Origin of the sequence: Pigmentiphaga sp. (assembly GCF_019689535.1) — a bacterium.
GTDB lineage: Bacteria > Pseudomonadota > Gammaproteobacteria > Burkholderiales > Burkholderiaceae_B > Pigmentiphaga.
The window spans coordinates 14,661-27,100 of the sequence record NZ_JADGHH010000020.1; the positions used below are offsets into that span (position 1 = coordinate 14,661).

The following is a 12,440-nucleotide window of genomic DNA, read 5'->3' on the forward strand; positions in this document are numbered from 1 at the left end:
AATGGAATTTGCCAATTTGAATTTGTCCCTGGTCGCGCCGGAAGTCACGCTGCTGGTGCTGACGTCCGCCATCTTGCTGATCGATTTGTTCGTCAAGGATGATGGCCGCGCGCTCACGCACATCCTGTCCCTGCTGACGCTGGTGCTGTTGAGCTGGATGAGCTTGTCAGCCCTGGCCACGGGCGTGCAAGGCGTTGCGTTCGACGGCATGTACGTGACCGACGGCCTCGCGCACGTGCTCAAGGTGTGCTCGTACATCGCTGTCGGCGTGACGCTGATCTACGGCAAGGGTTATGCCAAGGATCGCGGCATGTTGCGAGGCGGTGAGTTCTACGTGCTGTCGCTGTTGGCGCTGCTCGGCCAGATGGTCATGATTTCCGCGGGCAACCTGCTGACGATCTACCTCGGCCTGGAGCTCATGTCGCTGTCGTTCTACGCGCTGATCGGCCTGCGCCGCGACCATACGGTTTCCACCGAAGCGGCGATGAAGTACTTCGTGCTGGGCGCCTTGGCCTCGGGGCTGCTGCTCTACGGCATGTCGATGATCTACGGCGCCGCCGGCAGCTTGAACCTCGCCGACATCTCCCTGGCCACCACGGATGCGGGCGATCACCGCATGATCCTGGTCTTTGGCCTGGTGTTCCTGGTCGCGGGAGTCGCGTTCAAGCTCGGCGTCGTGCCGTTCCACATGTGGGTGCCCGACGTCTACCAAGGGGCGCCCACCGCTGTGACGCTGCTGCTGGGCGGCGCGCCGAAGCTGGCGGCCTTCGCCATGGTGCTGCGCCTGCTGGTGGATGGCTTGTTCGGCCTGGCCGCGGATTGGCAGCCCATGCTGGCGATCATGGCGGTACTGTCGCTGATGATCGGCAACCTGGCCGCCATCATGCAGACCAACATCAAGCGCATGTTGGCCTATTCGACCATTTCCCACATGGGCTTCGTGTTGCTGGGCCTGATGTCTGGCGTGGTCGAAGACAGCGCCTTCAACGCGCAGAACGCGTATACGTCGGCGATGTTCTACGTCATCGTCTACGTGCTGACCACGCTCAGCTCTTTCGGCGTGTTGATGCTGCTCTCGCGCGCAGGCTTTGACTGCGAGAACATTGACGACCTCAAGGGCTTGAACCGCCGCAACCCCTGGTTCGCGGGGGTCATGCTGCTGCAGATGTTCTCGCTGGCGGGCATCCCGCCCACGGTCGGGTTCTATTCCAAGCTGGCGGTCTTGCAATCGCTGGTCCAGGCCAACCATATCGTGCTGGCCGTGATTGCCGTGCTGTTCTCCCTGATCGGCGCCTTCTACTACCTGCGCGTGGTCAAGGTCGTGTACTTCGACGAACCCGCGGACCAGGCGCCGCTGCAAGGTTCCGCCGGTTTCCGTACCGTGCTGTCGGTCAACGGCATCCTGCTGCTGGTTCTCGGCGTGTTCCCCGCACCGCTGGTCGCCGTGTGCGCCCAAGCCATCGCCAGTTCGCTCGCCCTCTGATCGCCGGGCGGTAGCCGCCGCGGCCTTCGGGCCGCCGTCGTCCCAGGCCGGGTTTGTCGCGCAGGAATACCGACTTGAAACAAACCGTCGCTATTTACGTCCTGATCCTGCTGGCATTGGTCACGGCTAATCTGCCGTTCCTGTCGGAACGCATTTTCGGCGTCATCGCCTATCGCCGGGACGGCGCGGCAGCGACCAAGCCCTTTTGGCTTCGCCTCGGGGAAGTGCTGGTCTTCTACCTGGTGGTCGGCGCAATCGGGTTCGCCTTCGAGGCTAGCCTGGGGAACGTCTTTCCGCAGGGCTGGCAGTTCTACGTGGTCACGCTGACGCTTTACCTCGTGCTGGCCTATCCTGGTTTCGTTTATCGTTACCTGTTCAGACGGAGTGCGCGATGAGTGCCTACGACCACGCCTTGGAAGAGCTGGCGCGCAGTTCCGAGCGGCTGCGCGAGGAGCCGTTGGCCAGCGAGACAGTATTCAAGGGCAAGCTGCTGGACGTCCGGCGCGACATCGTCCGGCTGCCTGATGGCACGACGTCTACGCGCGAATACATCGTGCATCCGGGGGCGGCCATGATCGTGCCGGTCTTGCCCGACGGGCAAGTCATATTGCTGCGCCAATACCGGTATCCGGTCCATCGCGCCTTCATCGAATTTCCCGCCGGCAAGATCGATGCGGGCGAATCACCGCTCGCGACCGCCCAGCGCGAACTGACCGAGGAAACCGGCTACCGCGCCAGCAAGTGGACCGAATTGACCACTATCCACAATGCGATCGGATACGCCGACGAGCGCATCGTGCTCTACATGGCCGAAGGCCTGGAGCGCGGCACGCAGAAGCTGGACGACAACGAATTCGTCGAAGTATTCAGCGCCCCGCTCGAGCGTTTGCTGGCGTGGATCGAGGCGGGCCAGGTCACCGACGTCAAGACGGTGATCGGGGCATTCTTCGTCGAGCGGCGCAGGAAAGGGGCCGCTGCGGTATCCGGCTAGCCAGGCGAAGGTTTTTCGTACGCCGGAACATGCGAGCGGCCCGCAGGGCCGCATGATGTCCGCCTCGCAGCGGGCACCCCGGGCCCGCTGCCGGAACGGCGGTGTCATTCGAGCGACACGTTGGCCTTCTGGATCAGCTTCTGATAAGTCTGGGACTTGAGCGTGGTTTGGCGGCGGATTTCTTCCGGCGACCAGCTGATGACCTGGAAAGCGAATCCGTCCAGGCGATTCTTGACTTCGGGATCGGCCACGGCCTTGGCTACTTCCGCATTGATCTGGTCGCGGATCGCAGGCGGAATTCCCTTGGGGGCCAAGAGCACGACAAAGGAATTGACGTCGAGGCCGGCGGGGCCGGCGCTTTCGGCTACGGTCGGCACGTCTGGCATTTGGGATATGCGCTTGGGCGCCGCGACCGCGATGTAACGCAGTTTGCCCGCCTGGTACGGACCTTGGCTCGAGGCGATGGTAGCCATGCTCCAGTTCACATCCCCGTTGCTCACGGCCGCGTATAGCTGTCCGACTTCCTTGTACGGCACGTGCTGCATGGAGACGTTCGCATCACTCTCGAGGGCGATGCCGCCAAGGTGGCCCGGGCTGCCAATGCCCCAGGAGCCGTAAGTGACCTGCCCGGGCTTGGCTTTGGCCGAGGCGATGAGGTCGGAAACGGACTTCCACGGCGATTGGGTGGAAACCGACACGAGGAAGGGCGTAATGAAGAGCGTGGCGACCGGATCGAAGATTTGGTCCGGGTCGTAGTTCCGGCTCTTGTACAAGTGCGGCAGGGCGGCCAGCTGCTCACTATCCAGCTGAAGCAGCGTGTAACCGTCCGGCGCCGCGCGCTTGACGGCATCGATGGCGATGAAGCCGGCGCCCCCGGGGCGGTTTTCCACGATGACGCGTTGGCTCCACGCCTTGCCGAGGCGGTCGGCTACCAGGCGCAGCACGGTGTCCGGTCCGCTTCCCACCGAGAACGATGTGACGAGCGTGACCGGTTTCGACGGGTAGGCGTCCGTTGCCAGGGCGGTGGTCGAGAAGGCCGAGCCCGAGATGGCAGCAAGGCAGAGCGCAAGGAGGTTGCGGCGCCAGTGAAAAGCCTGGGCGCGAGAAGCCGGGACGGACATGTGTTTGTCTCCTTATGGTCTTGGATAGCCCATGTAGGATAAGTGGTCCGCCGCCGCGCAGTCAAAGTCGCTTGCCTGCACGGTTGCCCTCGCCGGAAGCCTGCGGCCGGTATGTCGCGGCCAGGATGCGGACGGCAGCAGGCCGCCGTCCGCTGCGTGCCTCAGCGCCCGCGGGCCTTGCGTTTGGCGCGGTACGCGTGCAGCAACGGTTCGGTGTACCCGTTGGGCTGCACGCGGCCTTCGAATATCAAGGCCGAAGCGGCTTGGAAGGCGAGCGAAGTTTCCTCGTTGCCAGACATGGGTTCGTAGTTCGGGTCGCCGGCGTTCTGTTGATCGACGACCTTGGCCATGCGTTTGAGCACTTCGCGCACCTGCGTCTCGGTGGTGATGCCGTGGCGCAGCCAGTTGGCGATGTGCTGGCTGGATATGCGCAGCGTCGCGCGATCTTCCATCAAGCCGATGTTGTGGATGTCGGGCACTTTCGAGCAGCCTATCCCCTGGTCGATCCAGCGCACGACGTAGCCGAGGATGCCCTGGACGTTGTTTTCCAGTTCCTGCCGGATGTCGTCCTGCGACCAGGCGGACGGGTCGCCCACCGGCACGGTGAGCAGTCCTTGCAGCAATTCTTCCTGGACGCTTGCCAGGGGGATTTTCTCCAGCTCTTGCTGCACGGCTTGGACGTCGACCTGGTGGTAGTGGAGGGCGTGCAGGGTGGCCGCGGTCGGAGAGGGGACCCACGCGGTGTTGGCGCCGGCCTTGGGGTGGGCGATTTTCTGTTCGAGCATCGCCGCCATCATGTCGGGCATGGCCCACATGCCTTTGCCGATTTGCGCCCGGCCGCGCAGGCCGGCGTCCAGCCCGATCAGCACGTTGCTGCGCTCATAGGCCGCGATCCAGCCCGAGGACTTCATGTCGCCCTTGCGCAGCATGGGGCCGGCTTCCATGGCCGTGTGGATTTCATCGCCGGTGCGATCGAGGAAGCCCGTGTTGATGAAGACGACGCGGGCGCTGGCGGCGGCGATGCAGGCCTTGAGGTTGACGCTGGTGCGCCGTTCTTCGTCCATGATGCCCATCTTGAGCGTATGGCGCGGCAGCTGGAGCAGGTCTTCCACTCGGTCGAACAGCTCATTGGCGAAGGCCACTTCGGCAGGGCCGTGCATCTTGGGCTTGACGATGTAGAACGACCCTTTGCGTGAGTTGCGCTTGAGTGTGAGGTCGGGCATGGACACCAGCGTGGCCACGACGGCGTCCATGATGCCTTCGGGGATTTCGTTGCCGTCCCGGTCCAGGATGGCTGGCGTAGTCATGAGGTGGCCGACGTGCCGCACGAACATCAGCGAGCGCCCAGGCAGGGTGAGCTTGGACCCGTCGGCGGCCGTGTATTCGCGGTCGGGGTTCAGGCGCCGGGTGAAGGTCTTGCCGTTCTTGGTGACTTCTTCCGTCAAGTCACCCTTGTTCAGCCCGAACCAGTTGCGGTAGACCTTGACTTTGTCTTCGGTATCCACTGCGGCGACGGAGTCCTCGCAGTCCATGATGGTGGTGATCGCCGCTTCCAGCACGACGTCTTTCACCCCGGCCGCGTCGCTGGCGCCGATCTCGCTCGCTCGGTCGATGTGGATCTCGAAGTGCAGGCCATGGTTTTTCAGCAGGATGACCGATGGCGACTCCGGGCGGCCCTGGTAGCCGATGAACTGCTCCGGCCGTGCCAGGCTGGTTTCGCCTTGGGCGAGGCCCACGATGAGCTTGCCGTCGCGAACCGAGTAGCCCGTTGCGTCGGCATGCGAACCTTGGGCGAGCGGGGCAGCCTGGTCGAGGAAGGCCCGGGCGCGGGCAATGACGGCGCGTCCGCGGACCGGGTTATATCCCGCGCCGCGTTCGGCACCGTCCGCCTCGGGCAGTGCGTCCGTGCCGTACAGGGCGTCATAGAGGCTGCCCCAGCGGGCATTGGCGGCGTTCAGCGCGTAGCGCTGGTTGGAAACGGGAACCACAAGCTGCGGGCCGGCCTGTTCGGAGATTTCCGTATCGACGTTCTCGGTGGTGACGCGTACGTGCTCGGGCTGGGGCAGGAGATAGCCGATGCGCTCCAGGAAGGCGCGGTAGCCGGCCTGGTCGCGGATGGGGCCGGGGTTGGCACGGTGCCAGGCGTCGATTTCCGCCTGCAGACGGTCGCGTTCGGCCAGCAACGCGCGGTTCTTCGGTGCGAGGTCATGCACGATATCCGAAAAGCCCCGCCAGAAGGCATCGCTGCCAACGCCGGTGCTGGGCAGCGCCTCGTCTTCGATGAAGCGGTCGAGCTGGTACGCCACTTGCAGGCCGTGGCGATTGATGCGTTCCGTCATGAGGTTCTCCTGACATTGCCTATGATGATGGCGGTCTTGCGGACCGATCACGGGGATGTGCCGATGATAAACGGGCGCGCGCCGCCCGGGCGGGCGGATAACGCATGCCCCAGTCAAAATTGTTTTGCGCAGGAGGAGCGAATAATCTCCGCAGGGTGCAGGGTGCCAGCCGGCAGACGGGCCGGGCGCGGGGCATAACGGGACATAACATTGAGGGTGGGCTTTTTTCATGATTATTCTAGGCGACGCTCCATGACGACCCAAGGCTTCACCCAGCTCTCGCTGGCTCTTCGCTTGAAAACGGAAACCGCGGCGCTGCACGAGAGGCTCGACAAGCTGGTGACTGCGCTCGATCCGTTCGGCAGTCGCGCCAACTACGGCCGATTCGTGGCCGCCCAGTACCTGTTCCAGCGCGATGTCGAGCCGTTGTACGCCAGCGGGCCTTATGCCGCGCTCATTCCCGATCTCGCGGGCCGGTCCCGCCTGGCCGCAGCGGAAGCGGACCTCCGCGACCTGGGCGTGCCCCTGCCTGTGCCGCAGGATGCGTCGCAAGGCCCAGGCCTGCCGCTGCCCGAAGGCCTGGGCTGGCTTTACGTGTCGGAGGGGTCGAAGTTGGGTGCGGCGTTTCTCCTCAAGGAAGCGGGGCAAAGGTTGGGCTTGGACGAGCATTTCGGCGCGCGCAGCCTGGCCTCGCCTGCGGACGGCCGGGGCGCGGCATGGAAGCGTTTCGTGCAGGCGCTGGACGGCAGCGGCATGGCGGAGGAGGAACAGGACAGGGTCGTGGCCGGGGCCAGGGCGGCCTTCCAGCGTTTCGCGGTGCTGCTCGCGCGCAGCTATGATCTGGACGGCGAGCCTTCGCTCGCATGAGGAAAAAGATGGAGATGTCGAAGATGCGCGACGCTCATGTCGGGCCTGGCGCCGGACTTCACCTGTCGCAAGCGGTCGAACGTCCGTGCGAAGCGCCGCTGGCATGAACGCTTCCCTTGCGTCGGCTTGGGCCCGCGCGCGGGTTGGGCGCATGCCCGCTGGCTGGCTGCTCGCGCTCTTGACCGTCGTTCTCGGGGGCCTGGTCGTCGTCGCTGCGGGCAGGGGGGCGTATCCCATTTCCGCCTCGAATGTGGCGTCCATCCTGCTGTACAAGGCAGGGCTGGCCGAGGGTGGGTTCGAGCCACAGCAATTGGGCGTGCTGTGGAGCATTCGCCTGCCTCGGGTCATGTTGGGAGTCGGGGTGGGCGCCTTGCTGGGCGCGGCGGGGGCCACGCTTCAGGGCCTGTTTCGCAATCCGCTCGCCGATCCGGGCCTGATCGGCATCTCGAGCGGCGCGGCGCTTTGCGTGGCATTGGCCATCGTCTTCGGCGACCTGTGGTGGCCGGAGCTTTCGCACACATTGGGCCTGGCTCTGCTGCCGGCGGCAGCGTTCAGCGGCGGCGTCCTCGCGACGCTGCTCGTCTACCGGATTGGCCGCACGTCCTTGGGCGTGTCCGTTGCCGCCATGTTGCTGGCGGGAATCGCCATGAACGCCATCGCCTTGGCCCTCATCGGCGTGTCCAGCTATGTCGCGACGGATGAGCAGCTGCGCAACCTGACCTTCTGGAACCTGGGCAGCCTTGCGTCGGCGTCCTGGCCGGTCGTGGGCGTGGTATTCGCGGGAGGTGTGGTGGCGCTGGCGGGCATGTGGCGCCTACGCACGGGGCTCAACGCCATGGCCCTCGGCGAGCCCGAGGCCCGCCACCTGGGCATTGCCGTGGAGCGCCTGAAAGCCATGGCCATCATTTTCAGCGCGCTGGGGGTGGGTGTGGCCGTGGCGTTTTGCGGCATCATCGGCTTCTTGGGGTTGGTGGCGCCGCATTGCATACGGCTGGTGGCCGGACCGGACGTCCGGATCGTCCTGCCCGGGGCGGCGCTGTTGGGCGCGGTCCTCACGGTCGGCGCGGATCTCGTGGCCCGGACCGCCATTGCCCCGGCCGAGATGCCCATCGGCGTCCTGACGGCATTGGTCGGCGCGCCGTTTTTCCTGTTCCTGTTGCTCCGGGCCAAGGCGCGGATGTTCGAGGGCTGAGTGCGATGCTCGAGGTGCGCTCGCTGAGGGTCGCGCGCAGGCAGGCCATGCAGCCGGCCCGGACGGTGCTGGACGACATCGATTGCCGGATCGGCGCGGGCGAGGTCGTGATGTTGATCGGGCCCAACGGCGCGGGCAAGTCGACCCTGTTGGCGGCCATGGCCGGAGACCTCGCGCCGGCGGCCGGGCAGGTGCTGTTCAAGGGGAAGCCCTTGCCCGCCTGGGCAGCGGGGGAGTTGGCACGGCACCGTGCGGTGCTGCCCCAGCGTGCAGGGCTGAGCTTGCCGTTTACCGTCGAGGAGGTCGTGTACCTGGGATGCCTGGCACGCAGCGAGTCCCGGCGCCAGCTGAGGGACGTCGTCCAGGCGGCGCTCAAGGCCCTGGGCGTGGCGCACCTCGCGCAGCGGCCCATGCCGGTCCTGTCAGGCGGCGAGCAGGCGCGGGTGCACCTGGCTCGGGTCCTCGCCCAGGTTTGGCCGGCGCAGGTGGATGATGGGATCGGCTCGCGGCTGCTGCTGCTGGACGAGCCGTGCGCCAGCCTTGATCCCCACCACCAGCACTCGGTATGCATGGCCATCCGCGATTTCGCGCATCGCATCGGGGCGGCCGCCATCGTGACCATGCACGACATGAACCTCGCCGCGCAGTACGGCGATCGCATCCTGGCGCTGAGAGAAGGAAAGCTCGTCGCGGACGGCCTGCCCCAGGCGGTGCTGACGAGGGAGTTCGTGCGCAGGTGCTTTGCGGTTGATGCGTCCCACTGGCGGGTAGGCCAAGATTTCCTGGTCGCCACGCGTCCGCTGCAGGATTGAGCTGCAACGAGGCGGTAGCCACGCCTGGCGGGCAAGGACCGCCTGCGCGGTGCGTTTGCGGCTGCGAGGCGGACGCCGCGCCCGCGGCCTTACATTTCGTTGTAAACAGGCCCTTCGCCTCCTTGCGGGGTCACCCAGACGATGTTTTGCGTCGGATCCTTGATGTCGCAGGTCTTGCAGTGCACGCAGTTCTGCGCGTTGATCTGCAGGCGGTCGGCGCCATGCTCGTCCTTGACGAATTCATAAACGCCGGCGGGGCAGTAGCGGCTTTCTGGACCGGCATAGCGCGCCAGGTTGACGCCCACTGGCACGGTCGGATCCTTGAGCGTGAGGTGAATCGGCTCGTTCTCCTCGTGATTGGTGTTGGAGATGAACACCGAGCTCAGGCGGTCGAACGTCAGCTTGCCGTCCGGCTTGGGATATTCGATGCGCGGGCAGGCGTCGGCCGGCTTCAGGCAAGCGTGGTCCGGCTTGTCGCGGTGAATGGTCCAGGGGAAATTGCCCCGCAGCAGCCATTGTTCGATACCCGTCATCAAGGTGCCGACGGTGCGTCCTTTCTTAAACCATTGCTTGAAGTTACGCGATTTGTTCAGTTCTTCATAAAGCCAGGACGACTCGAACGCCTGGGGATAGCTCGCCAATTCATCCCGGCTGCGGCCTGCTTCCAGCGCGGCAAAGGCCGCCTCGGCCGCCAGCATCCCGCTCTTGATTGCGGCATGGCTGCCCTTGATGCGCGAGGCGTTGAGAAAGCCGGCCTCGCATCCCACCAGCGCTCCGCCCGGAAACACGAGCTTGGGCAGTGACAGCAGTCCGCCCGCGGTGATCGAACGCGCGCCGTAGGCGATGCGCTTTCCACCCTCCAGGAAACCGCGGATGGACGGATGGGTCTTGAATCGCTGGAATTCCTCGAAAGGCGAAAGCCACGGGTTGCTGTAGTCGAGCCCGACGATCAGCCCCACGGCGACTTTGTTGTCTTCCAGGTGGTAGAGGAAGGACCCGCCGTAAGTGTCCGGGTCGAGCGGCCAGCCGGCGGTGTGGACCACCAGGCCCGGCTGGTGCTTGGCAGGGTCGATCTCCCACAGTTCCTTGATACCGATGCCATAGCTTTGCGGATCTTTGCCGGCGCTTAGTTGGAATTTCTCGTTCAGCTGGCGGCCGAGGTGGCCGCGCGAACCTTCGGCGAATATGGTGTAGCGGGCATGCAGCTCCATGCCGGGCTGGTATTGCGCCGTGGGCTGGCCGTCGCGGCCGACCCCCATGTCGCCGGTGGCCACGCCTTTGACGGCGCCGTTCTCGTCATAGAGGATCTCGGCCGCCGCGAAGCCGGGGAAGAGGTCCACGCCCAGCGCTTCGGCCTGCTCGCCAAGCCAGCGCGTGACCTTGCCCAGGCTGACGACGTAGTTGCCTTGGTTGTGGAAACAGGGGGGCAGCAGCCAGCCCGGGGTGGCCTTGGCCCCCGTCTCGGAGAGGAACAGGAAGCGGTCTTCGCTCACCGGCGTGTTCAGCGGCGCGCCTTTCTCCTTCCAGTCGGGGATCAGCTCGGTAAGCGCACGCGGGTCCATGACGGCGCCCGAGAGGATGTGGGCACCGATCTCGCTGCCTTTTTCAAGCAGGCAGACGCCGATCTCGCGGCCTTTTTCTGCCGCAAGCTGTTTGAGGCGGATCGCGGTGGACAGCCCGGCGGGACCGCCTCCGACGATCACCACGTCGTATTCCATAGACTCGCGTTCGGTGCCTTGCATGTACAGAGTTCCTCCGGGAGGTGCGGGGGCGGGCGGTGTCGCCGTCAAGCCAGTTCGAAGTATGATCTTGGATTGTATTTCATGCGGTCACGGCCACAGGCCAACATGTAAAGCGAGGAAGACAGATGAACAAGGTCTATGCCAGCGCCAGGGAGGCGCTAGCTGACATCGTGCGGGACGGACAAACGTTGGCAGTGGGCGGGTTCGGTCTGTGCGGTATCCCCGAAGCGCTGATCACCGCGCTGCGGGACATCGGCGTCAAGAATCTGACTTGCATCAGCAATAACGCGGGCATCGACGGCGTAGGGCTCGGCCAATTGCTGGAGACGCGGCAGATCCGCAAAATGATTTCCTCCTACGTCGGCGAAAACAAAGAGTTCGAACGCCAATACCTCGCCGGCGAACTAGAGGTCGAATTCACGCCTCAAGGCACGCTGGCCGAGAAGCTGCGCGCAGGTGGCGCGGGCATTCCGGCCTTTTTCACGCCTACGGGTGTCGGCACCCAGGTGGCCGAAGGCAAGGAAATCCGCGAGTTCGACGGCAAGAAATACGTGCTGGAGCGAGCCCTGGTCCCGGACGTGTCGCTGGTCAAGGCGATGGTTGCCGACAAGGCCGGCAACCTGATCTTCAACAAGACCGCGCGCAACTTCAATCCCAACGTCGCGATGGCCGGCAAGATCACGGTGGCCGAAGTCGAACGCATCGTCGAGAACGGCGAGCTGGATCCCGACCACATCCACCTGCCGGGCATCTATGTGCACCGCCTGGTGTTGAACCCGAACCCGGAAAAGCGCATCGAGCAGCGTACGGTGAGGGCGTCGAAATAATGCCGCGAACGGGCCGCGGTGCCTCGCACGGCGGTGTGTCGGCGGACGTCATGGCGCACGGTAAAGGATATTGAGGAGAGATCAGATGGCATGGACTCGCGATGAAATGGCGGCGCGGGCAGCGCGTGAACTGCAGGACGGCTTTTACGTCAACCTCGGAATTGGGTTGCCCACGTTGGTGGCCAACCATGTGCCACCTGGAATCGAGGTCTGGCTGCAGTCCGAGAACGGGTTGCTGGGCATCGGGCCGTTCCCCACGGAAGACGAGGTCGATCCGGACCTCATCAACGCCGGGAAGCAGACGGTCACCACGCTGCCCGGCTCGTCCATTTTCTCGTCGGCCGATTCATTCGGGATGATCCGCGGCGGGAAGATCAATCTCGCCATCCTGGGCGCGATGCAGGTGTCCGAGAAGGGCGACCTGGCCAACTGGATGATCCCGGGCAAAATGATCAAAGGCATGGGCGGCGCGATGGACCTCGTCGCCGGCGTGGGCCGCGTCGTGATCCTGATGGAGCACGTGGCCCGCAAGAAAGACGGGACGGTAGACCTGAAGATCCTGCCCGAATGCACGCTGCCGTTGACGGGCGTGGGTGTCGTGGACCGCATCATCACTGACCTGGCGGTGATCGACGTGACTCCGGACGGGCTGAAGCTGGTCGAATTGGCGCCGGGGGTCTCCGTGCAGGAGGTCGTGGACAAGACCGCCGCCAAGTTGGACACCTCTGCCGTTGCTGCCGCGGCTTGACGGACTGCGGGGGTTCCTGCCGGCAGTCCTGGCGTTCCTGCTGGCCGCCTTCGGCCCGGCGGTGAGAGGCGAGGCAGCCGGTCCCTACATACCCGCCGCGCTGGCCATTCCCGCCCTCGCTTCCCGGGCCGAGGCTTTCGTTCCCGACGGATTCGAACTCGAGCGGGAAGTCGAGGGGGATTTCGGCGCAGAGGGCGTGGGGGTGGCCCAGGTCTACCGCAATGCCCAGGGGCGGCGCGCCTTGCTGCTGGGGGTGCGCAGCGCCAGGGGGTTCGAAGCCACGGGCTGGGGGTTTCTCGTGCCCTGCGCGGCCTGTGG

General features: G+C 65.0%; 12 protein-coding genes. 9 read left to right on the forward strand and 3 right to left on the reverse strand.

Features of this window, described 5'->3' with window-relative positions:
* Position 1: 1 nt before the first annotated feature.
* The 3 genes from nuoN to IRZ12_RS03225 all read left to right on the forward strand — a co-directional run bounded on the left by nuoN (position 2) and on the right by IRZ12_RS03225 (position 2,474).
* Positions 2-1,483 carry an NADH-quinone oxidoreductase subunit NuoN gene (gene nuoN / locus IRZ12_RS03215; RefSeq protein ID WP_296464039.1) on the forward strand — a complete coding sequence of 494 codons (1,482 nt, stop codon included), beginning with the start codon at positions 2-4 and terminating at the stop codon, positions 1,481-1,483.
* Between the two features lie 74 nt (positions 1,484-1,557).
* On the forward strand, positions 1,558-1,878 hold the full coding sequence (locus IRZ12_RS03220) for a DUF2818 family protein (protein WP_296464041.1): 321 nt from the start codon (positions 1,558-1,560) through the stop codon (positions 1,876-1,878).
* A complete protein-coding gene (locus IRZ12_RS03225; protein ID WP_296464043.1) occupies positions 1,875-2,474 on the forward strand; it encodes an NUDIX hydrolase in 600 nt (199 codons plus the stop codon). Before IRZ12_RS03220 ends, IRZ12_RS03225 begins: the two co-directional genes overlap by 4 nt.
* Before the next feature lie 104 nt (positions 2,475-2,578).
* Here IRZ12_RS03225 and IRZ12_RS03230 read toward each other — a convergent pair whose 3' ends face one another.
* Positions 2,579-3,595 carry a tripartite tricarboxylate transporter substrate binding protein gene (locus tag IRZ12_RS03230; protein ID WP_296464045.1) on the reverse strand — a complete coding sequence of 339 codons (1,017 nt, stop codon included), beginning with the start codon at positions 3,593-3,595 and terminating at the stop codon, positions 2,579-2,581.
* Positions 3,596-3,756: 161 nt separating this feature from the next.
* Positions 3,757-5,934 carry a malate synthase G gene (locus tag IRZ12_RS03235; RefSeq protein WP_296464047.1) on the reverse strand — a complete coding sequence of 726 codons (2,178 nt, stop codon included), beginning with the start codon at positions 5,932-5,934 and terminating at the stop codon, positions 3,757-3,759.
* Positions 5,935-6,186: 252 nt separating this feature from the next.
* Between IRZ12_RS03235 and IRZ12_RS03240 the strand changes: the two genes are divergently transcribed.
* From IRZ12_RS03240 to IRZ12_RS03250, 3 genes are all read left to right on the forward strand, one after another.
* Positions 6,187-6,801, forward strand: coding sequence for a biliverdin-producing heme oxygenase (locus IRZ12_RS03240; protein WP_296464049.1), 615 nt, complete (start codon positions 6,187-6,189; stop codon positions 6,799-6,801).
* Positions 6,802-6,904: 103 nt separating this feature from the next.
* On the forward strand, positions 6,905-7,993 hold the full coding sequence (locus IRZ12_RS03245; RefSeq protein ID WP_296464050.1) for an iron ABC transporter permease: 1,089 nt from the start codon (positions 6,905-6,907) through the stop codon (positions 7,991-7,993).
* Between the two features lie 5 nt (positions 7,994-7,998).
* Positions 7,999-8,805, forward strand: a complete 807-nt coding sequence (locus IRZ12_RS03250; RefSeq protein WP_296464053.1) for a heme ABC transporter ATP-binding protein — start codon at positions 7,999-8,001, stop codon at positions 8,803-8,805.
* A gap of 89 nt (positions 8,806-8,894) precedes the next feature.
* Here the strand turns inward: IRZ12_RS03250 and IRZ12_RS03255 are convergent, their stop codons facing one another.
* Positions 8,895-10,523 (reverse strand): electron transfer flavoprotein-ubiquinone oxidoreductase, encoded by a 1,629-nt coding sequence (locus IRZ12_RS03255; RefSeq protein WP_296464062.1) that lies wholly within the window; start codon positions 10,521-10,523, stop codon positions 8,895-8,897.
* A gap of 149 nt (positions 10,524-10,672) precedes the next feature.
* On the opposite strand from IRZ12_RS03255, the gene IRZ12_RS03260 reads away from it, so the two are divergent.
* From IRZ12_RS03260 to IRZ12_RS03270, 3 genes are all read left to right on the forward strand, one after another.
* The gene (locus tag IRZ12_RS03260; protein WP_296464055.1) at positions 10,673-11,374 is read left to right on the forward strand and encodes a CoA transferase subunit A; all 702 of its coding nucleotides are present in this window, start codon (positions 10,673-10,675) and stop codon (positions 11,372-11,374) included.
* Positions 11,375-11,459: 85 nt separating this feature from the next.
* A complete protein-coding gene (locus IRZ12_RS03265; RefSeq protein ID WP_296464058.1) occupies positions 11,460-12,122 on the forward strand; it encodes a CoA transferase subunit B in 663 nt (220 codons plus the stop codon).
* Positions 12,106-12,440 (forward strand): hypothetical protein (locus IRZ12_RS03270; RefSeq protein WP_296464060.1); only part of this gene is annotated, 335 nt, incomplete at its 3' end. The genes IRZ12_RS03265 and IRZ12_RS03270, both read left to right, overlap by 17 nt.

Bases quoted from the DNA above. Each gene is read 5' to 3' on its own strand.
- IRZ12_RS03250 (WP_296464053.1), top strand. From the start codon at position 7,999: ATGCTCGAGGTGCGCTCGCTGAGGGTCGCGCGCAGGCAGGCCATGCAG.
- IRZ12_RS03225 (WP_296464043.1), top strand. From the start codon at position 1,875: ATGAGTGCCTACGACCACGCCTTGGAAGAGCTGGCGCGCAGTTCCGAG.
- IRZ12_RS03235 (WP_296464047.1), bottom strand. From the start codon at position 5,934: ATGACGGAACGCATCAATCGCCACGGCCTGCAAGTGGCGTACCAGCTC.
- IRZ12_RS03230 (WP_296464045.1), bottom strand. From the start codon at position 3,595: ATGTCCGTCCCGGCTTCTCGCGCCCAGGCTTTTCACTGGCGCCGCAAC.
- IRZ12_RS03265 (WP_296464058.1), top strand. From the start codon at position 11,460: ATGGCATGGACTCGCGATGAAATGGCGGCGCGGGCAGCGCGTGAACTG.
- IRZ12_RS03240 (WP_296464049.1), top strand. From the start codon at position 6,187: ATGACGACCCAAGGCTTCACCCAGCTCTCGCTGGCTCTTCGCTTGAAA.
- IRZ12_RS03255 (WP_296464062.1), bottom strand. From the start codon at position 10,523: ATGGAATACGACGTGGTGATCGTCGGAGGCGGTCCCGCCGGGCTGTCC.
- nuoN (WP_296464039.1), top strand. From the start codon at position 2: ATGGAATTTGCCAATTTGAATTTGTCCCTGGTCGCGCCGGAAGTCACG.
- IRZ12_RS03245 (WP_296464050.1), top strand. From the start codon at position 6,905: ATGAACGCTTCCCTTGCGTCGGCTTGGGCCCGCGCGCGGGTTGGGCGC.
- IRZ12_RS03260 (WP_296464055.1), top strand. From the start codon at position 10,673: ATGAACAAGGTCTATGCCAGCGCCAGGGAGGCGCTAGCTGACATCGTG.